The 19,566-nt window shown below is 64.7% G+C and carries 13 protein-coding genes and 1 tRNA gene; 10 read left to right on the forward strand and 4 right to left on the reverse strand.

What is annotated here, in order from left to right:
* The first annotated feature begins 156 nt into the window (after positions 1-156).
* Complete coding sequence (locus tag FRC98_RS14940; protein WP_146982241.1) at positions 157-1,317, forward strand: SAM-dependent methyltransferase; 1,161 nt, start codon at positions 157-159, stop codon at positions 1,315-1,317.
* Between the two features lie 85 nt (positions 1,318-1,402).
* Here FRC98_RS14940 and FRC98_RS14945 read toward each other — a convergent pair.
* Positions 1,403-1,475 (reverse strand) — tRNA-Thr (locus FRC98_RS14945).
* Between the two features lie 192 nt (positions 1,476-1,667).
* Between FRC98_RS14945 and FRC98_RS14950 the strand changes: the two genes are divergently transcribed.
* Positions 1,668-3,362: an OmpA family protein gene (locus FRC98_RS14950; RefSeq protein ID WP_230467647.1), complete on the forward strand. Its 1,695-nt coding sequence runs from the start codon at positions 1,668-1,670 to the stop codon at positions 3,360-3,362.
* Here the strand turns inward: FRC98_RS14950 and FRC98_RS14955 are convergent.
* Complete coding sequence (locus FRC98_RS14955; protein ID WP_230467648.1) at positions 3,359-4,300, reverse strand: LysR substrate-binding domain-containing protein; 942 nt, start codon at positions 4,298-4,300, stop codon at positions 3,359-3,361. The two genes, FRC98_RS14950 and FRC98_RS14955, sit on opposite strands and share 4 nt — an antisense overlap.
* 208 nt (positions 4,301-4,508) lie before the next feature.
* On the opposite strand from FRC98_RS14955, the gene acnA reads away from it, so the two are divergent.
* The 3 genes from acnA to FRC98_RS14970 all read left to right on the forward strand — a co-directional run bounded on the left by acnA (position 4,509) and on the right by FRC98_RS14970 (position 10,854).
* A complete protein-coding gene (gene acnA, locus FRC98_RS14960; RefSeq protein ID WP_146982244.1) occupies positions 4,509-7,262 on the forward strand; it encodes an aconitate hydratase AcnA in 2,754 nt (917 codons plus the stop codon).
* A gap of 243 nt (positions 7,263-7,505) precedes the next feature.
* A complete protein-coding gene (locus FRC98_RS14965) occupies positions 7,506-9,812 on the forward strand; it encodes an FG-GAP-like repeat-containing protein (RefSeq protein WP_146982245.1) in 2,307 nt (768 codons plus the stop codon).
* A gap of 148 nt (positions 9,813-9,960) precedes the next feature.
* Positions 9,961-10,854 (forward strand): zinc ribbon domain-containing protein, encoded by an 894-nt coding sequence (locus FRC98_RS14970; RefSeq protein ID WP_146982246.1) that lies wholly within the window; start codon positions 9,961-9,963, stop codon positions 10,852-10,854.
* A 92-nt stretch (positions 10,855-10,946) separates the two neighbouring features.
* Here FRC98_RS14970 and FRC98_RS14975 read toward each other — a convergent pair whose 3' ends face one another.
* A complete protein-coding gene (locus FRC98_RS14975; RefSeq protein WP_230467649.1) occupies positions 10,947-12,302 on the reverse strand; it encodes an iron-containing alcohol dehydrogenase in 1,356 nt (451 codons plus the stop codon).
* Positions 12,303-12,552: 250 nt separating this feature from the next.
* Between FRC98_RS14975 and FRC98_RS14980 the strand changes: the two genes are divergently transcribed.
* From FRC98_RS14980 to FRC98_RS15000, 5 genes are all read left to right on the forward strand, one after another.
* Positions 12,553-12,837 carry a hypothetical protein gene (locus FRC98_RS14980; RefSeq protein WP_146982248.1) on the forward strand — a complete coding sequence of 95 codons (285 nt, stop codon included), beginning with the start codon at positions 12,553-12,555 and terminating at the stop codon, positions 12,835-12,837.
* 173 nt (positions 12,838-13,010) lie between these two features.
* A complete protein-coding gene (gene accC / locus FRC98_RS14985; protein WP_146982249.1) occupies positions 13,011-14,531 on the forward strand; it encodes an acetyl-CoA carboxylase biotin carboxylase subunit in 1,521 nt (506 codons plus the stop codon).
* Positions 14,532-14,589: 58 nt separating this feature from the next.
* Positions 14,590-15,117 carry an acyl-CoA carboxylase biotin carboxyl carrier protein subunit gene (locus FRC98_RS14990; RefSeq protein ID WP_146982250.1) on the forward strand — a complete coding sequence of 176 codons (528 nt, stop codon included), beginning with the start codon at positions 14,590-14,592 and terminating at the stop codon, positions 15,115-15,117.
* A gap of 42 nt (positions 15,118-15,159) precedes the next feature.
* Positions 15,160-16,851, forward strand: coding sequence for an acyl-CoA mutase large subunit family protein (locus tag FRC98_RS14995; RefSeq protein WP_146982251.1), 1,692 nt, complete (start codon positions 15,160-15,162; stop codon positions 16,849-16,851).
* Between the two features lie 138 nt (positions 16,852-16,989).
* Entirely contained in the window at positions 16,990-18,342 is a 1,353-nt protein-coding gene (locus FRC98_RS15000; RefSeq protein WP_146982252.1) for an NAD(P)-dependent oxidoreductase, read from the forward strand.
* Between the two features lie 110 nt (positions 18,343-18,452).
* On the opposite strand, the gene FRC98_RS15005 is transcribed toward FRC98_RS15000, so the two are convergent.
* Entirely contained in the window at positions 18,453-19,511 is a 1,059-nt protein-coding gene (locus FRC98_RS15005; protein WP_146982253.1) for a type II secretion system F family protein, read from the reverse strand.
* Positions 19,512-19,566: the final 55 nt, after the last annotated feature.

Genomic DNA, 19,566 nt, shown 5'->3' on the forward strand with positions numbered 1-19,566 from the left:
CAGGCGCGGGCCGGTGGACGAGAAAAGTCGAAGGTGGGGATTAGCATAGGGTGGGGGCTTTGACAAACTTTGTAGCGCGCGGGCGGTTTGCCGCTGCAGGTTGGCCGGTGGTAGAAGAGGCCGACAGACCTGCGACATAACTTCAAGGAGGAGATGATGAGCTCGACGGCGACGAAGGCGGTAGATGCAACTCAACTCTCTGCGGCGCTCGACCCGCATCGGCGCCACTCGGTGGCCCGGGCGCTGGCCGAGGTGCTCACGGGCAAGGAGCGCGTGGCGCTGGTGGGCTGGCAGGCGGCCACCTACATTGGCGAGGCTGCCGGTGAGGCGTCGAAGGTGGTGGTGATTCTGGAGGATGCGGCGGGCTGTGAGCAGGCGCGCCAGGCGGCCTCAACCCTGGGCGTGGCCGCGAAGGTCGAGGTGATGCAGGGCAAACTGACCGAGGTGGAGCTTGAGGCCCGCGCCGATGTGGCGATGTACCTGCCGAGCTCGACCTGGATGATGGAGGGGCCGGATGCGGCGGTGCTGCGCAATGCGGCGCTTCAGGTGCTTAAGCCGGGCGGGCGACTGATCCCCTGGCGGGTGGCGCAGCTGATGGAGCTTGCCTCGGTGCCGGTCTCAGCCGGAGCGCTGGAGGCGCGGGCTGCCCGGGTGGGGCGGCCGGGGGAGCCGGTGGCTATTTTGAGCGAGTCCAAACATTTTCTGACCACCGAGTTCGCAAGCGCCGCCCCTGAGCAGGCAGGCGTTGACGATACGATCTTCATCAACGCCCTGCTCGGCGGGGTTGCCAGCGGCCTGCGCTTGAGCTCGATGGTGGAGCTTGTCCCGGGTGTAGCGCTCGTCAGCTCTCAGCAGGCCGCAAGCGCCATCCTCGCGCCCTTTAAAGACGACGTGCGCGTCGATGCCGGCCAGACCTTAAGCGTGCACGTGCGCTACCAGCCCGGCGAGGGCCTGGCGACGGCGAAGTTCAGCGCGCGCCTGGTCGAGAGCAGCCGCGAGGTCGGTGAGCTTCCCGACGATCATCACGTGGTGACCGGCTTTAAAGAGAAGGTCGCCGCGATGCTGCGAGAGGTCGACGCGATGGGCCGCGGCTCAGACCTCGATCGCGTCGTCAGCTACACCCGCCAACCCCACGGCGACGTCTCGCGGCTGACCGCGATGTTCTGGACGGTGGACGACGCCTTCCACAAACCGCTGCGCGAGCTGATCGAAGGCGTGCGCCGCGCCGGCGCCGAGGCCAGCGGGCATACCCCGGAAGATGAGACCATCTACCAGTGGATGCTCGAGGTCTATGAGGGCGTGCGCGCCGAGGGCTGAGGCGCGTTGACCCCAAACGCAAAAAGGCTCCCCGCGATGGGGAGCCTTTTTTAGCCTGATTCGGTGACCATTGTCGGTCCCGGAAAGCCAACGACCGGATTTGAACCGGTGACCTGCTCATTACGAGTGAGCTGCTCTACCAGCTGAGCTACGTTGGCGCGCTCAAGCGGCACTTTGTCTATCCAAGAAGGGGGTGGACGTCAAGAGGTCGTGGTGCGAAAAGATGCGGGTGTTTTGCGATCAACGCGGGGTTGCTTCATAACAAAGATCGTCCCGGAGTTCCGGGTCGCAACAATCATCGATGGGATATGCGCGCGACATGCGGCGCGCCGAGTTGGAGTAATAGGATGATGTCGTTGAGTCGAGCAAAGACGTGGAAGGTTGGGAGCGCGGCGCTGCTGGCAGCGCTGATGGGGGTGAGCTCGACGGCCACCGCCCAGGAGGCCGGTGGCTTTGATGCGCAGACCTTTCAGCCGGCGCTGAGCCCCTCGGCGGTCTTTTCAGTGGACGGCTCACGCACCTATGAGCACCGCCAGATCTACGGTGGATTGCTCTTCAACTGGGCCAACGACCCGCTCGTCATGGAGTACGAAGACGGCAGCCGCGAAGCTGTCATCGAGAGTCAACTCGCCGCGCATCTGAGCGCGGGGATCGGGCTTTTTGACCGCTATCAGGTGGAGCTGGCGCTGCCGATCTACTTCAGCAACAGCGGCGACTACCAGGGGCAGTCTTTTGGTGGGGCTGGCGTCGGTGATCTGGCGCTGCGCGGTAAGGCGCACATCCTCTCGCTGGCCGATGGGCGCTTCGGGCTGGGGGCGGGGCTTGACTTAAGCCTCCCCACAGGCGTGCAGGACGCCTATTTAGGCTCGCGCACCGTCACGGCGACCCCGCGGGTGATGGCTGATTATCGTCTGGACACGCCGGCCGGCGGGCTTTTGCTTGCCGCAAACCTGGGCGCCCGCCTGCGCGGCACCGACGACGTGCATGATGCTCGCATTGGCCCGAACTTAAGCTACGGCGTGGGCGCGGAGCTTGAGGCGATTGCCGATGTGCTCTTTGTAGGGGCGGAGCTCTTCGGCTCGGCGGTGCTCACCGAGCCGGCGCGGGCGAAGTCGCCGTTGGAAGCGCTGATCGGCGTGCGCTGGGCCGCCACCGAGACCTGGTCGCTCACCCTCGCCGGCGGCGGTGGTCTGGTCGGCGGGCTCGGCAGCGCGGCGCAACGTGGCTTGCTCGGCGTGAGCTACCGGCCCGCCCCCACCCCCGACTCTGGCGAGGTGGTGCCCACCGAAAAGATCGTCTGCGAGTTCGATGCGCCTCCCGGTTACGAAGGCCCCCGCGACGCGCAGGGCTGCCCGGTCGTCGAAGAGCAGGGCTGCGCCAGCCTCACCGAAGACTGGCAGGGCGCCGTCGACGAAGATGGCTGCCCCATCCTCGATCAGGACGGCGACGGCATCCCCGACAGCGAAGACGCATGCCCCACTGAGCCCCAGGACTTCGACGGGTTGGGTGTAGCCAACGGTTGCCCGCAGGAAGATGTCGATGGCGACGGCATCCTCGACGTCGAAGATCGTTGCCCTACCGAGCCCGGGCTGCGTCTGCATGAAGGATGCCCCCCGCCGGTGCAAAAAGCGGTGCGCGAGGGCGATGAGATTCGCATCCTCGACAAGGTCTTCTTTCAGACCGACAAAGCCGTGATCCTGGAAGACTCCTTTGAGCTTCTCGACCAGGTCGCGCTGATTATGCGCACCAACCCCGACATCATGCTCATTGAGGTCGCGGGCCACACCGACCGCCGCGGCGACGCCGACTACAACATGATGCTCTCGGAGGAGCGCGCCAAGACGGTGCGTGAGTACTTGATCAATCAGGGGCAGGTCGATGCCTCGCGCGTCGTCGCGCGTGGCTACGGACAGACCGAGCTGCTGATCGACGAAGACACCGATGAGGCGCACGCGGCCAATCGCCGCGTGGAGTTCCGCATCCTGGAGCAGGGCAGCGACGAGGCGGGGAGCCCTGAAGAGACCGAGGCGCCCGCCGAGCCCTAACCCGAAGTCGAGCCCTGTGGCCCGGAGGCGGTGTGTTCGCTTCGGGCCAGCAGGCTGCTCTGGCGCATCAGATCTAAAAAAGCCTGGGCGGCCGCCGGCAGCGTGCGGTCGCTGCGGTAGCAGACCGCCAGCGTGCGTCGGAGCGGGTTGGCCCGCGCCATCAAGCCGTGCTCGCTGCCGGTGAGGGCGTGCTGGCTGACGAAGGCCGCGCCGATGCCCTGGGCAACCATCTGCTTGAGTGACTCAATCGAGCGCAGTTCCATGACGATGTCGGCGTCGACGCCGGCCTCCAGAATGCGCGCGTCGATGAGGTTTCGCACCGCCGAGCCGGCCTCAAAGAGCACCAGCGGGACGCCGGCCAGATCTTCCCATCCGAAGTCGCGCTGGTGGCTGAGCTCGAATCGTGGCGGCACCAGCAGGCGCAGCTCATCGTCGATCCACTGCTCCACGTGCAGCTTGCCCGCGCCGCTGTCGCCGCTGGGCTGGCGCACCGGAAGGGTGACCACCCCAAGATCGAGCACGCCCGAGAGCACGTCCTCGACCACCGACTGAGACGGCTGCTCGCGCACGAAGAAACGAATCGCCGGGTTGGCCTCGTGAAAGCGGGCCAGAAGGGGCGGCAGCAAAAAGGTCGTGGCCGTGGCTCCGCCCCCGATCGAGAGGGCGCCGCGCTGCAGCCCGCTGAGCTGGTCGAGCGCGCTGCGCGCATCCTCCAGCCGGGAGAGGGCCTCCTGGGCGTAGGGCAAAAAGGTCTGGCCGGACTGCGTGAGCACAAGCCCCGAGGAGGTGCGGTCGAAGAGGCGCTGGCCCAGTGATTCTTCCAGGCGCGCGAGCTGAGCGCTGACCGCCGGCTGGGTCAGATGAAGGCGAGCGGCCGCGCGGGTCATATGGCCTTCATTTGCCAGCATCAAAAAGGTGCGTAAATGGCTCAGCTCCATCGTTCTCCTCAGGTTGAAGGGGCGCCTGGTGCAAAAGGGCGTGTGGGGCATCGTGGATTCAAGGGCGCCTCGGGTGTCATAAGCAGAATTAATCGAAAGTATAGAGTGAATCAATTTTACTTATCTGCACGCCGTTCTTAGCATCCTGCCTGACGTAAATGACTGGTAGACGAGCAGAAATCGCAACGCTAACCGCAGAGGATTTCCCATGACGAATTCGGATCGTTTCGGCGCAAAAAGCACCTTTGAGACCAGCGCGGGCACCTACACCGCCTACCGCCTCGACGCGCTCAAAGACAAAGGGATCGGGCACGTCGACAAGCTGCCCTACTCCATCAAGATTTTGCTGGAGAGCTGCCTGCGCAACTTCGACGACCACGTGGTCACCGAGGAGCACGTCAAGGCGCTGGCCGGCTACGACGCCAAAAATGTTGGCGAGCAGGAGATCCCCTTTAACCCGGGCCGCGTGGTGCTGCAGGACTTCACCGGCGTTCCGGCGGTGGTCGACCTCGCGGCGCTGCGCAGCGCGATGGAGCGCATGGGCGGCGACGTCAGCCAGGTCAACCCCCTGGCGCGCGTCGATCTGGTGATCGACCACTCCGTGCAGGTCGACGCCTTCGGCAGCGCGCGTGCCATCTCCATCAACGCCGAGCGCGAGTTTGCCCGTAACCAGGAGCGCTACGAGTTCCTCAAGTGGGGCCAGCAGGCGTTCGATAACTTCTCGGTCGTGCCGCCGGAGACGGGCATCGTGCACCAGGTCAACCTGGAGTACCTGGCCGACGGCGTGCTCACCCAGGAGCAGGATGGCGAGAAGGTGGCCTACCCCGACTCGCTGGTGGGCACCGACTCGCACACCACCATGATCAACGGTCTGGGCGTGATGGGCTGGGGCGTGGGCGGCATTGAGGCCGAGGCCTGCATGCTCGGCCAGCCCATCTACATGCTGATTCCGGAAGTTGTGGGCTTTAAGCTCACCGGCAGCCTGGCCGAAGGCGCCACTGCCACCGACCTGGTGCTCACGGTCACCGAGATCCTGCGTAAGCAGGGCGTCGTCGGGAAGTTCGTGGAGTTCTACGGCCCGGGCCTCGACGAGCTCAGCCTCTCGGACCGTGCGACCATCGCCAACATGGCGCCGGAGTACGGCGCGACGATGGGCTTCTTCCCGGTCGACGAGAAGACGCTTGAGTACATGGAACTCACCGGTCGCGACGCCGAGACGATCGAGCGCGTCAAAGCCTACACCCAGTTCAACGGCCTGTGGCGCAACGACGACGCCGGCGTCGTCTACTCCCAGGACGTCAGCCTGGATCTCGGGGAAGTTCAGCCCTCGCTGGCCGGCCCGAAGCGCCCGCAGGACCGCATCCTTCTCAGCGATATGAAGGGCGAGTTCAACCTGGCGCTCAAGAACACCTTTGGTAAGGAGCCGGGCAAGACGCCGGCGGTGGAGACCACCTTCCAGGACGTGACCTTCGATCTGGAAGAGGGCGCGGTGGTGATCGCGGCGATCACCAGCTGCACCAACACCTCCAACCCCAAAGTCATGATGGCCGCTGGCCTGCTGGCCAAGAAGGCCAACGAGCTGGGCATCAAGGCCAAGCCCTGGGTCAAGACCTCGCTGGCGCCGGGCTCCCGCGTGGTCACCGACTACTACGAGAAGGCCGGTCTTCAGGAGCACCTCGAAGCGGTGGGCTTCTACACGGTTGGCTACGGCTGCACGACCTGCATCGGTAACTCCGGTCCGCTGCCCGACCCCATCCGCGACTCCATCGTCAAGGGCGACCTTGTGGCCGCCTCGGTGCTCAGCGGTAACCGCAACTTCGAGGGCCGCATCAGCCCGCACACTCGCGCCAACTACCTGGCCTCGCCGCCGCTCGTTGTGGCGTACGCGCTGGCCGGTAACGTCAACATCGATATCTACAAAGAGCCGATCGCCCAGGATCGCGATGGCAAGGATATCTACCTCAAGGACATCTGGCCCTCGAACCAGGAAGTCGATGAGGCGATCGCCCAGGCGGTGAGCAAGGAGCAGTTCACCAAGCAGTACGCCAACGTCTTCGAAGGCCCCGAAGCCTGGAAGTCGCTGGAAGCGCCGACCGGCAAGGTCTACTCCTGGTCGGAAGATTCGACCTACATCCAGGAGCCGCCCTTCTTTGTGGACATGCCCGAAGACGCTCCGGCGATCACCTCGATCAAGGGCGCGCGCGTGTTGGCCAAGCTGGGGCAGTCGATCACGACCGACCACATCAGCCCGGCCGGTGCCATCGCTGTGGACAGCCCGGCGGGTCGCTACCTGCTGGCCCGCGGCATCGAGCGCGGCATGTTCAACAGCTTCGGCTCTCGCCGCGGCAACGACCAGGTGATGACGCGCGGAACCTTTGGCAACATCCGCATCCGCAACCAGATCGCGCCGGGCACCGAGGGTGGCTACACCACCTATTACGGTCCCGACGAGACGCCGACCGGTCCCTTTGAAGGGCTGAACTACGAGAGCGACGTCGATCCGAAGAAGGGCGAAGTCTGCTTCATCTACGACGCCGCGGTGAAGTACCAGAAGCACGGTATTCCGCTCGTGGTGCTCGCCGGCAACGACTACGGCATGGGCTCGAGCCGCGACTGGGCCGCCAAGGGCACCTTCCTGCTGGGCGTGCGCGCGGTCATCGCCGAGAGCTACGAGCGTATCCACCGCTCCAACCTCATCGGCATGGGCGTGCTGCCCCTGCAGTTCGAAGAGGGCCAGAGCCACGAGTCGCTGGGTCTGACTGGCGAGGAGAGCTTCGACATTGAGCTCAGCGATGATCTCAAGCCGCTGTCCACGGTGCCGGTGAAGGCGACCCATCCCGAGACCGGTGCGACCACCAGCTTCAACGCCAAGGTGCGCATCGATACCCCGGTGGAGGTCGACTACTACCGCAACGGCGGCATCCTTCACATGGTGCTGCGCCGCCTCTTCAAGGGGCAGTGAGGTTGATGCGACGACGCGCCAGGTGATGGTGACTCGGCGCTGAGGTCAAAAAGCCGCCCCCGACGCGTCAGCGTCGGGGGCGGCTTTTTTTGGATCTTGGGAAGCGCGCGCAGGTGTGCGACAGTGTGTGATAGCACTTGAATTGAGGCCGTCGATTCACTAATAAGTCGGCGAATTCGTTTCATAAGGTCATATGTGCGGGCTCCCGGGCGGGAGCCGGCCAACGATAGCTTGAGGGATGCGATGAAAGAGCGATTCACCAGGTGGATGATCGGCGGCGCGATGGGTGCGCTGGCGCTGGGCGCTGCGGCTTGTGGCGAAGACCCCGTAACCGGCGGTATCGGCCAGGGCAGCCCCTGCCAGATCGATGAGGACTGCGGACCGGGCCTGGTGTGCAGCGCGGGCTTCTGCGCCGAAGATCCCAACGGCAACATCGAGGAAGACACCGACGAGGATCCGATCGACCCCAACGATCCCGACGGCGGCGATGACACCGATACGGGCAACGACCCTGACACCGATACGGGCAACGACCCCGATCCGGACACCGGCACCGATCCCATCGACCCGGTCGACCCCGGTGTGGACCGTCGCGACGATCGGCCGGTAAACCCGCAGTGCGTCTATGGTGAGCGTGGCGATACCTTCGTGCCTGATGAGACCTGGTCCTTCCGCGTGGAGGGTTCGATCCCTTACGTCACCTACGATGGCCACGGCAGCGCCGATGCATTTGCCGGCCACGCCATCAATCAGGTCATGATGACGCCGGCGGTGGCCAACCTCACCGACGACAACGACGACGGCATCATCAACGAGCAGGACATCCCCGAGGTCATCTTCACGACCTTCTTGACCAACGAGGTCAGCAGCTGGGATACGCTTGTCACCGGCGTGTTGCGCGCGGTCAGCGGCGATGACGGCAGTCACCTCTGGAGCGTGGGCTACCGTGAGATCGAGGCCTTCCGCGGCAAGGCCGTGGCCGACTACCGCGTGAGCGTCGGCTTTCAGCCGGCTGCCAGCGTGGCCGTGGGCGATATCAACAATGATGGCAAGTCCGAGATCATCGCCGCGCTCTTCGACTACCAGACTTTCGGGCACCTGGGCTTTGCGGCCCTCAACAATGAGGGCGAGATCCTGTGGATCTCCGATGACGTGTCGCCGACGCTTAACAACTGGTGGGGCGGCCCCTCCATCGCGGACATCGATGGCGACGGTGAGCCCGAGATTGTGGTCGGCTCGGTGGTCTATGATAACCAGGGTCGCCTGATGTGGGACGGCCGCGAGGCCCCTGGTCTGAGCGCGACGGACACCCTGGGCACCAACCGCGACCTGGGCCCGCTGAGCGTGGTCGCCGACCTCGATCTTCTCAATGACTCTCCCACGGGCACCCGCACCCAGGAGATCATCACCGGCAACGCGGTCTTCACCCAGGACGGTCAGAAGTTGTGGGAGAGCCCGCTGGCAGACGGCTTCCCGGCTGTGGCCGACTTCAACGGCAGCGGCTTCCCCGAGGTTGTGGTGGTCAGCGACGGCACCGTGCGCATTCACGATGGCCGCACCGGCACGCTTGTCTGGGGTCCGGTCACCGTGGGCGCCGGCCGCCTGGGCGCGCCGACGATCGCGGACTTCACCGGCGACGGGCGCAACGAGATCGGCATCGCCGGCAGCACCAAATACGTCACGCTGCGTGTCGACTACGGTCTTCCCGGCGCCAACAACACGCCGAGCTACGGCGACGCGATGCTCTGGGAGCGCACCACTCAGGACCAGTCCAGCAACGTGACCGGCTCCAGCGTCTTTGACTTCAACGGCGATGGTCGTGCCGAAGTTGTCTACAACGATGAGCTCTACCTGCGCGTCTTTGACGGCCCCACCGGCCAGGTGCTTTTTGAAGCGGAGAACCCCTCGTTCACCGCCCTGGAGAACCCGGTGATCGTCGACGTCGACAACGACGGAACGGCCAACATCGTGGTGGCGACCAACGACTTTGAGTGCGGCGACCAGATCGCCTGCACCCCGGGCACCGCCGGTCTGCGCGTCTTCGCCGACGCCAACGACAACTGGGTGGCCACCCGCCGCATCTGGAACCAGCACGCCTACAGCATCAACAACGTCAACGAAGACGGCTCTATCCCCGCCGAGCCCACGCCCAGCTACCGCGACCACAACACCTTCAGGCTCAACAGCCTGACCACCATCGATCCGCAGGCGGCGCCCGATCTTCTGGCCGAGGCCCCCGAGGTCAGCGCCGATGGTTGTGGCATGATGGTGAGCGTGTGGGTGACCAACTCCGGCGCGGTCAACGTCGGTCCGGATATGGCGGTGAGCTTCTACGTGGTGCGTAACGGCAACCGCGAGTACCTGGACACCGGTTATACCACCCAGGGCCTGGAGCCCGGTCAGTCCGAGCGCGTGCGTATCGGCCTGAGCCTTCCCTCCGGGAGCTACGACATCATCGCGGTGGTCGATGATGTGAACGGCACCGGCGCTCGCAACGAGTGCAATGAGGACAACAACACCATCATGATCGAAGGCGGCTACTCCTGCTGAGAGCCGACCGGGCTGCGGGTTGACAAGGCCCCGGCCGCTGCGGATGCTCGCGGGGACGACTGCCTTTGAGGTTGTCGTCCCCGTGTTGTTTTAAGTCCGAGCTGTTGAATCACCCCGGGCGCCGTCGCGCGCCCCGCTGGAGCTCTTTATGAACATCTGCCCGAACTGCGGCAAAGAGGTTGACGATAACGCACGCCACTGCGGGCATTGCGGCCATAAACTGCAGCTCGATCAGAAGAAGACCATGCTGGGCATGGCCGCGATCGATCCCCAGGAGCTGCAAAAGCGCATCGCCGAGGCGCGTCCCGCCGATCGTGAGGAGCCGGCGCCTGAAGAGGGGCAGCCCGACTCGCCGAGCGGTGCCGGACCGGCTCCCGAGATGGCGCCGACCGAGGTGATGGAGCCGATTCGCCTTCCCAAACCGGATAGCGCGAGCGCGCCGACGGAGCCCCCGGTGGCGCAGGACGAAGCTGAGCCCGACGACGCGCACGACGAGAGCGACTTTGCGACGGGCCCCACCCAGGCCATGCCCTCGCTCACGCGCCCCACACCGGCAACCGATGGACCTCAGGAGCGCGCCGACGATCAAGGCCCGCTCCCCACCCAGCCCACCGGACCGATGGAGGCGCTCCCCACCGGCGCACCTTCGGATGAGCCCGGGGAGTGGGACGCCCGCGATCTTCCCGATCCGCTGGCGGCCACCGAGCTGGAGATGTCGCCCGTCGATCTCTCGAAGACCGGCCCGAGCGCGACGCCCGACGCCGACGTCAAGCCTGCGTCTGAACCCGCGTCCGATGCCTCCGAAGATCGCGCTCCGGGCGGGGCTCAGGTCGTCGTTGACGACGCGCCCTCGACTCCCACCGATGCCCCGGCCCTCACCCCCACGCCGGCCCAGGGACTGGCCGCGCAGCTTCCCGAGAACCTGGCGCGCCTGACCGAAGATCCCGAAAACAAAAAGCGCCTGATGCTCTTTGTGGGCGCGGTCGCCGTGGTGCTCCTGGGGTGTTGCATCTTGAGCGCGGTGCTCTCATTTATGTTCTGAGTTGCGATGTTAAGTCTTTGATTTTGTTCACAAAAAGCCCCGGGCGCTTGCGCGCCCGGGGCTTTTTTTAATCACAACGACGTCGAGCGTGATTAGAAAATCTGCGAGTCGTAGAGGCGGTCGATGGCCTTGTCGGTCCAGGCATCGAGTGTGCCCAGCTCCCAGGCCAGGTGCAGAATCGTGTAGCGGTTGCGTATGTCTTTGGAGTGCGCCACCGAGCGCCAGGCGCGCTCGCGCGCCACATCCAGCTCGGCAAAACGCACCGGGCATTTGGCCTCGACCAGCTCCTCTTCGAGCGAGTTGCAGGTGCGCAGCGTCGAGCCCACCTTCTGGCGCAGCACCGACCACTCCGACTTCAATTTTGTGAGGCGAGCGCGGAGCTCGTCGGCGGTGGGGTAGGCCTTTTCGGCGTGTTTGACGACGGCCTCATAAAGCGGGCCGAAGCGCTCGTTGAGCAGCGCGGCGTAGTCGTCCCAGGGCTTGAGCGCGGCCACGCGGGCTTCCACATCGATGGTGTCGGGGTCCATCGCCATCAGCTGCTCGTAGAGGTAGGCGGTGGTCAGCGTGCCCACGCCCACCTGGCAGCCGTGAAAGTCGTGCGGCTCGTCAAAGGCGATCGAGGTCATGTCGATAAAGTGGCTGATCAGGTGCTCGCCACCGGAGGCCGGGCTTGAGGAGCCGGCCACGCTCATCGCCAGGCCGCTGAGCATCAGGCTGGCGGTCAGATCACCCACGGCCTGGCGGTCGCGCGAGGGCAACTTCGGCGCGACGCCGTCGAGAAGTTTCGCGCCGGCCTCAATGATCACCATCGCTTCTGCGGAGTGGAAGGTGCCGTTGAGCCAGGCCGAGAGCTGCCAGTCGGCGTTGGAGACCGGCTTGGACATCAAGTCGCCCAGCCCGCTGCAGATCATGCGGTAGGGCGACTCGGCCAGCACATCGAGGTCCGCCACCACCACGCGCGGGGCGCGGCAGGGGATGGTGGTCTTCACACCCTCGGAGAGCACCGCGGCGATGCCCGAGGTGTAGCCGTTCATGCTCGGGGAGGTCGCCACGCAGGCCATGTAGAGGTCGACGTTAAAGCAGGCCTGCTTGACGATGTCGTTGATCGTGCCGGCACCCACGGCCACACCGGCCACCGCATCCTGCTCGCCAAGGGCGGCCTGGTAGGCGGCAATCGACGCATCATCGCAGCGCGGTACCTCTTCGCCCTGGGGCGGCATCACCTCAAAGCGCTCCCAGGCTTGCCCCACCCGATCGAGCTCGGCGGCCAGGGCCTTGCCGGCGACCTCCCAGGTGTTTTCATCAAAGGCCACAAGCCAGGTGCCCTCGGGAAGATGCGCCTGCATCTGGCGCACGCCCTCGGCGATGGCGTCTTTCCGGAGCACGATCGCGCGGGTGTCGAGGTGCTCGGCGTAGCGGGTCAAAAGCTCATCGATGAGCGTGGTCATAGGTGCCTCAGGGGTAAGAGGTTCGTCCATTCTTCGGGCATCACCATGCCCGGATCGCGCCAATCTTCAAGCTCCAGCAGTTGGCGCGCTGAGAAATTCCGGGAAAAATTTGCCCGGGATCGGCCCGCCCCTTATAACATAGCTGCAGGGACGCCGTAGGCCGTTGTTGTTTGTCGACGTGAGATGCATGGGTTACTCGGTCTGCGCCGAGCTAAACCTGGCTTATGATGATTCGGTGGAGGAATGAGAGTTGAGTAACCCTACAAAAAAACAGCAGAGCGGTTCGGTCGTCACGACCACCGAGACCTCGCGCTCCAAGAGCGACACCCGGCTCGATGTGCTCTCGCCACAGGAGGAGAAGGTGTTGCGCATGTTGCACGGGCTCGGTGAAGAAGACACCCACGAGCTCAAATTCGCCCTGGGCGCCGACGAAGAGACTCGCCTCAAGCTGGCCATGATGGAGCGTGACCTCCACGAAGCGCTGGCCCCCAACGGTCCGGTCGCCGCAGGCGATCTGGATGAGGGTGATGAGTGATAAGGTCTTGAAATTATAAGAGATTTTGACAGGAAGAGGTCCGCGAAGCGGGCCTCTTTTTTTTGCCCGAAGCGCAGCGCTTCAGGCCGCTAGACCACGCATGATCGCTTTGATAACGTCGCCGCGCCTATAAGCTCGGTTCAAAGCAGTTGGTTTGAGTCCCAGGAGGAGCGATGTTTAAGAAGGTGTTGATCGCCAACCGTGGCGAGATCGCGGTTCGAGTGATGCGCAGCCTGCGCGAGATGGGGATCGCGACCGTGGCCGTATACTCCGAGGCCGACCGCAAGGCGCTGCACGTGCGCATGGCCGATGAGGCCTATTGTGTGGGACCGGCTCCCAGCGCCGAGAGTTACCTGCGCGCCGAGGTGATCCTGGACGTCGCCAGACAGAGCGGCGCTGAGGCCATTCACCCCGGCTACGGTTTCTTGAGTGAAAACGCCGACTTCGCGCGCGCCTGTGAGGCAGCCGGTATCGCCTTCATCGGCCCCAAACCCTACGCCATTGAGGCGATGGGCGAGAAGACCCGGGCCCGCCAGCTGATGGAGAAGGCCGGGGTGCCGCTTGTGCCGGGCACCAAAGACGCCGTCGAAGATGCGGCCGAAGCGCTGGCGATTGCCGAGAAGATGGGCTTTCCGGTGCTGGTCAAGGCGTCGGCCGGTGGCGGCGGCAAGGGCATGCGCCGGGTCGATGATCCGGCCGAGTTTGTGCAGTCTTTTGAAGGGGCGAGGCGCGAAGCGTTGAGCGCCTTTGGAAATGGTGATGTGTACGTTGAGAAGTACGTGCTCAACCCGCGCCACGTTGAGATTCAGGTCTTGGCCGACGGTCACGGCAACGTCGTGCACCTTTTTGAGCGCGACTGCTCGGTGCAGCGTCGCCACCAGAAGATCATCGAAGAGACGCCCTGTCCGGTGCTCAAAGAAGAGACGCGCCAGCGCATGGGCCAGGTGGCCTGTGATGCGGCGCGCGCCGTCGATTATATCGGCGCGGGCACCGTGGAGTTTCTGCTCGACGCCAACGGCGACTTCTACTTCCTGGAGATGAACACCCGTCTGCAGGTCGAGCACCCCATCACCGAGATGATCACCGGGCTGGACCTGGTGCGCTGGCAGGTGCATATCGCCGCGGGCCACCCGCTCGACTTCGACCAGAGCCAGGTCACTCGCCGGGGCGCGGCGGTGGAGTGCCGCATCTACGCCGAAGATCCCGAAAACAACTTCATGCCTTCGCCGGGTCCGCTGCACGTGCTCAAGACGCCGTCTGGCCCGGGTGTGCGCGAAGACGGCGGGGTGTATGAGGGCGGGGAGGTCACGGTGCATTACGACCCGATGATCGCCAAGCTCATCACCTGGGGCGAAGATCGCCAGCACGCCATCGAGCGCATGCGCCGGGCGCTCTCCGAGTATGTGGTCGGCGGCATCGCCACCAACATCGCGTTTCACCGCGAAGTGCTCGACCACCCCGACTTTGTGAGCGGGGAGTACACCACTGACTTTGTGCCGCGCTGGCTCAAAGAGCGCTCCAAACCGGAGCCGCGCTATGTGCTCGACGCGGAGCTTGTGGCCGTGCTCAGTGCGCATCGCCGCGACGAGGCCTTGAGCCAGGGCGCCGGCGTGCAGGGTGGCGCAGGCGCCGCCAAAAGCGGGCCCGGCAGCCGCTGGAAGGAGCTCGGTCGGATGCGCGCGCTGGGGCGCTGAACCCCTTAAGGCGCCACACCCCGCCACGACATCTTAGCGAACGATTGAGGATGAGAGCATGAGCGAGCGAGTTCAGTATTTTGTGGGCCAGGGCGACGATGAGCGCGCCTGGCAGGTCGAGACCCTCCAGGCGGACATCTACCGCGTCACCTCGCCAGAGGGTGAGTCTTTTGAAGTCAGCGCCTTTGAGGCTGACGCCGCCGGGCTGAGCCTTCTGACCGGGGATCGGGTCATTGAGGCCGATGTGCTTCGCGACGATACGGTCTACGAGGTGCAGATCGATGGGGAGACCCATGCCGTGGAGGTGCTCAACGAGCGTCAGAAGCGCATGAAAGCCGCCGGCGTGGGCGCGCGCGGCTCCGACAGCCCCGAGCTCAAGAGCCCGATGGCCGGCAAGGTCGTCGCTATTTCCGTTGAGGTGGGTCAGGAGGTTGCACCTGGCGAGACGGTGGTCATCGTTGAGGCGATGAAGATGGAGAACGATCTGAAAGCCCACCGCCCCGGTGTGGTCACCGAGGTCGCTGTGAGCGCCGGGCAGGCCGTCGAGATCGGCGACGTGCTGGTGCGCATTGATGATGTGCAATGAGAGTTAAGGGGCGCGCGTTTTGAGCGCGCCGCGGGAGCGAGCATGAGCGAGGAGTCACGCGAAAAAGAGTTCTGGGAGGCGCTGCAAGAGGCCGATACCCGCTGGCGCAAAGAGGTCTTAAACCCTCTGCTGGAGCGCTTTGGCGAGCGCCGCGAGCGCTTTGTGCGCAGCGATGGCGAGGAGGTTGAGGCCGTCTACGGGCCGGAGCACCAGCGCGGCCAGGACTTCTTCAACGACCTGGGTTTTCCGGGAAGTTACCCCTTCACCCGCGGGGTGCAGCCGACGATGTACCGCGGCCGGCTCTGGACGATGCGTCAGTACGCCGGCTTTGGCGACGCGGCGCAGTCCAACGAGCGCTACCGCTACCTGCTCTCCCAGGGGACCACGGGCCTCTCCGTGGCCTTCGATCTGCCCACGCAGATGGGCTACGACTCCGACAGCCCCCGGGCGCGCGGTGAGGTCGGGAAGGTGGGCGTGGCGATCGACTCCATCGCCGATATGGAGGTGCTGCTCGACCAGCTGCCCCTCGATAAGATTTCCACCTCGATGACGATCAACGCCACCGCCTCGACCCTGCTCGCGCTCTATGTGGCGGTGGCCGACAAGCGCGGCATTGACCGCGGCAAGCTGCGCGGCACGATCCAGAATGATGTGCTCAAGGAGTACATCGCCCGCGGCACCTACATCTACCCGCCGCGGCCGAGCATGCGCATCATCACTGACATCTTCGGCTTCTGTCAGGCCGAGGTGCCCAAATGGAACACGGTGAGCATCTCCGGCTACCACATCCGCGAGGCGGGCAGCACGGCGGTGCAGGAGGTCGGATTTACGCTCGCCAACGGCATCGCGTACGTGGAGGCCGCCCAGGCCGCCGGGCTTGATGTCGATGAGTTCGCCGGGCGCCTCTCCTTCTTCTTCAACGTGCATAACAACTTCATTGAAGAAGTCGCGAAGTTCCGCGCTGCGCGTCGCCTGTGGGCGCGCATCATGAAGGAGCGTTTCGGAGCGAAGAAAGAGAGCTCGATGCGACTTCGCTTCCACAGCCAGACGGCCGGCTCGACGCTGACCGCACAGCAACCTCAGGTCAACATCGTGCGCGTGGCGATGCAGGCCCTGGCGTCGGTGATGGGCGGCACGCAGTCCTTGCACACCAACTCCTGGGATGAGGCCCTGGGGCTTCCCACCGAGGCGTCGGCGCTGATGGCGCTGCGCACCCAGCAGGTCATCGCGCATGAGACGGGCGTGGCCGACATTGTCGATCCGCTGGCCGGAAGTTACGCGGTGGAGTCTCTGACCGATGCGATTGAGGAGGGCGCGCGAGACTACATCGAGCGCTACGACGCGATCGGCGGGGCGGTGCAGGCCATTGAGGCGGGCTTTCCCCAGAGTGAGATTCAGGAGGCCGCCTACCAGGCCCAGCTCGCTCAGGAGCGTGGGGAGCAGGTCATCGTGGGCGTCAACCGCTACAAGGCCGAAGAAGAGGCCGCGGTGGCCATCCACCAGATCGATCCGGAGGTGGAGCGGGCGCAGGTCGCAAGGTTGCGCGAACTCAAAGCGTCGCGGGCGGCCTCGGAGGTCGAGCGTTGTCGCGCCGCGCTGGCGAAAGCTGCGCGCAGCGGCGACAACCTGATGCCCCATATCGTCGAGGCGGTCGTGCATAAGGTGACCCTCGGTGAGGTCGCCGATACCCTGCGCGAAGTCTTTGGGGAATACGTAGAGAATGTTGTCTTTTAATGGGGCATCGGCTCGTCATGACCTGGCGAGCGATTTAACCCCTGGCACCCTGAGCGGTGCGCCGGTGCGCCCCCTGACCTGTGCAGGGGGCGTGTTTCGTGGCGCCCCGGTGATGTTCATATCCCGAGAAGGTCCAAGATGTCTGAGCAGCACGATGTGCGTATGTTGCGCGACCACTTCAAAAAAGCGCTGATTCTGGAAAACCCCCACCCCTCGCTGGATCGTTACCTGACGGCGATGGGCATCGAGGTGGAACGCCTCGATGAGTCCGTCACGCTCAATGAGGACGAGGTGGTGCGCATCCTGGAGGAGGGGCAGCACGACCTGCTCTTTAAGCGAAGCCGCTTTGAGGTCAACGAGCGCGTGCTCAAAGCCTCAAAACACCTGGCCGCGGTGATGCTCTGCTGCATCGGCGACGACTCGGTCGACCGGGAGGCCTGCGCGCGCGAGGGCGTGCTGGTGATGAACGATCCGGTGAGCAACGGGCGCTCGGTGGTCGAGATGGTGCTTGGCGAGATGATCTGTCTGGCGCGGCGCATCTTTGATGCGGACCGTGACGGGCGCAGCCACCTGTGGACCAAAAACAGCAAGGAGCGCTACGAGCTCAAGGGTAAGAACCTTGCGATCATCGGGCTTGGCAACATCGGCAAGCAGGTCGCCCAGGTGGCCGAGGCCTTCGGCATGCGGATCTTCTTTTACGACACCCGCGAGCTGGCCCGGGAGGTGGGCATGGCGCTGGGGTGGACGAGCTGTGCGACGATCTCGGAGGCCTTCCGCGTCGCCGATGTGGTCACGGTGCATGTGGGCGCCGAAGATCATCGCGGGCGCAGCAACCGCGACATGATCAGCTACGAGCACCTGGCCAACTTCGGGGCGGACCGCGAGCCTTCGAGCCCGCGCATCTTCATCAACGCGGCGCGCGGCTTTTTGTACAACCCCGAGGATCTCAAGCGCGCGGTCGAAGAGGGGCATGTGCGCCGCGCGGCGGTCGATGTGTTCCCCGAGGAGCCGGGCAGCAGCGATGACCCCTGGTCGAACCCCTACGCGGAGTTTGCCAGCGTGGTCACCACCCCGCATATCGGGGCGGCGACCGAGGAGGCTCAGCCGCGCATCGCCCAGCATGTGGCCAACACCACCCAGCTCTTTCTGGAGCAGGGGCTTGTGCGCGACTGCGTCTTCAGCCCCGGCCAGACCATCGGGGTGGAGACCGACGGGGCGTGCACGATCCTCACGGTGATTCACAGCGATCAGCGTGGCACCAAGAAGGCCGTCGACGACGCGATCTTTGAGGCGGGGCTTAACAACCTGCGCTCCTCGCACCGCGACTTCCCCGACTACGGTTTTGCCTACGAGGTTGCGGCCATCGACCGTCCGCTCGACCCGGGGCAGCTCCATGAGCTTGTGGCGCACGCCCAGGCGCTCACCGGTGATGTGCGCGCGGTGCGCGCGATCCGCCAGATCCCGCTGCGCTCCGAAGGATGCAAAGAGTGAGGTGGTGAGTACGTCGTTGACGTGTTCCGAATAAAAAACGCGCAGCCGGAGCTCCGGCTGCGCGTTTTTTCGTGTTCTAACCTCGGCTCGCCAGGCCTGACCTGAAAACCTCAGACCATGAAGGTATCTTTGAACTGGGTGGTCAGCGTCAGCAGCAGCGCCCCGATGATCGCCGCGGCGATCATCATGCGCGCGCCGTACACAAAGGTCGCCATCAAGGCCTCAAAGGCCTCATCGGCCCGCTCCTCATAACGCTCCGCCAGCGACGCCAGGCGCTCCTCCAGCCGGCCCGTCTCCTCGCCGACGTCCACGTTCTCCAGGATGTCGTCGGGCAAGACCTTCATCATATAAAAGCCCTTGGCCAGGCTTCCCCCCTGCTCGATGACGTCCTGGGCGATCGGGATCTTGCGCTCGATATCGGAGTTGTTAGATGCCTCCGCGGCCAGCTCCAGCGCCTTGTGGACGGTGAGGCCACTGGAGATGGACTGCTCGGTGTAGCGGCAGAACACCGAGTAGGTGTTGAAGAGGCTGGCGCGGTTTAAAATCGGCACGGCCAGCCAGAGCCGGTAGCCGAAGCTTCGCATGCTCAAATCCACCGGAAGGTTGAGGTAGACGTAGGCCGAAAATCCCACGATCAGCAAAAAGATCGCGCCCTGCAAAAACCCGCCCATCATCAGCTCCCCGATCACCGTCCAGGTATCATGGCGCATGGTGATCTCGCCGAGATCGGCGGTAAAGAGGGTCATGGCGATGAAGACGCCCAGCACCACCAGCAGCACCGGCTCGGCAAAGGAGAAGACGAGCTTCTTTCGGCGCCTGGCGCGTTTACCGTAATGTTTGGCCAGGTGGCGAAAGGTGCGCGGGAGCTTACCCTGTTCCTCGGCCACCAGGATGAGCTTTCGTGCGGTGGAGTCGAGCAGGCCGTAGCGGGCAAAGGCCTCCCCGAGCATGTCGCCACGTTCCATCAGGGAGTGGCGCATTCGGCCGACCATTTTGCCGTCGTAGCCCTGGCGCTCCATCATGTCGATGATGCGCGCGTAGCTCATGCCGCTCTCCAGGCCCTCAAAGAAGATCGTGCATAAGGAGGCCGCCTCCGCGTCTGTGAGGTAGGTGGAGGACTCGCGGACCACCGGCTCGCGATGAGGCGAAGTGGAGTAAGGTGCGACCATCAGGAAGACTCCCGGCAGGCGGCCCGTTAAAAGGCCGGAGGGTGTGCGGCAACGA

The organism is Lujinxingia vulgaris, from assembly GCF_007997015.1.
GTDB lineage: Bacteria > Myxococcota_A > Bradymonadia > Bradymonadales > Bradymonadaceae > Lujinxingia > Lujinxingia vulgaris.

What these genes read in the sequence shown, in the direction of transcription:
- FRC98_RS14940 (WP_146982241.1), top strand. Translation starts at nt 157, where the DNA reads ATGAGCTCGACGGCGACGAAGGCGGTAGATGCAACTCAACTCTCTGCG.
- FRC98_RS14950 (WP_230467647.1), top strand. Translation starts at nt 1,668, where the DNA reads ATGTCGTTGAGTCGAGCAAAGACGTGGAAGGTTGGGAGCGCGGCGCTG.
- FRC98_RS14955 (WP_230467648.1), bottom strand. Translation starts at nt 4,300, where the DNA reads ATGGAGCTGAGCCATTTACGCACCTTTTTGATGCTGGCAAATGAAGGC.
- acnA (WP_146982244.1), top strand. Translation starts at nt 4,509, where the DNA reads ATGACGAATTCGGATCGTTTCGGCGCAAAAAGCACCTTTGAGACCAGC.
- FRC98_RS14965 (WP_146982245.1), top strand. Translation starts at nt 7,506, where the DNA reads ATGAAAGAGCGATTCACCAGGTGGATGATCGGCGGCGCGATGGGTGCG.
- FRC98_RS14970 (WP_146982246.1), top strand. Translation starts at nt 9,961, where the DNA reads ATGAACATCTGCCCGAACTGCGGCAAAGAGGTTGACGATAACGCACGC.
- FRC98_RS14975 (WP_230467649.1), bottom strand. Translation starts at nt 12,302, where the DNA reads ATGACCACGCTCATCGATGAGCTTTTGACCCGCTACGCCGAGCACCTC.
- accC (WP_146982249.1), top strand. Translation starts at nt 13,011, where the DNA reads ATGTTTAAGAAGGTGTTGATCGCCAACCGTGGCGAGATCGCGGTTCGA.
- FRC98_RS14990 (WP_146982250.1), top strand. Translation starts at nt 14,590, where the DNA reads ATGAGCGAGCGAGTTCAGTATTTTGTGGGCCAGGGCGACGATGAGCGC.
- FRC98_RS14995 (WP_146982251.1), top strand. Translation starts at nt 15,160, where the DNA reads ATGAGCGAGGAGTCACGCGAAAAAGAGTTCTGGGAGGCGCTGCAAGAG.
- FRC98_RS15000 (WP_146982252.1), top strand. Translation starts at nt 16,990, where the DNA reads ATGTCTGAGCAGCACGATGTGCGTATGTTGCGCGACCACTTCAAAAAA.
- FRC98_RS15005 (WP_146982253.1), bottom strand. Translation starts at nt 19,511, where the DNA reads ATGGTCGCACCTTACTCCACTTCGCCTCATCGCGAGCCGGTGGTCCGC.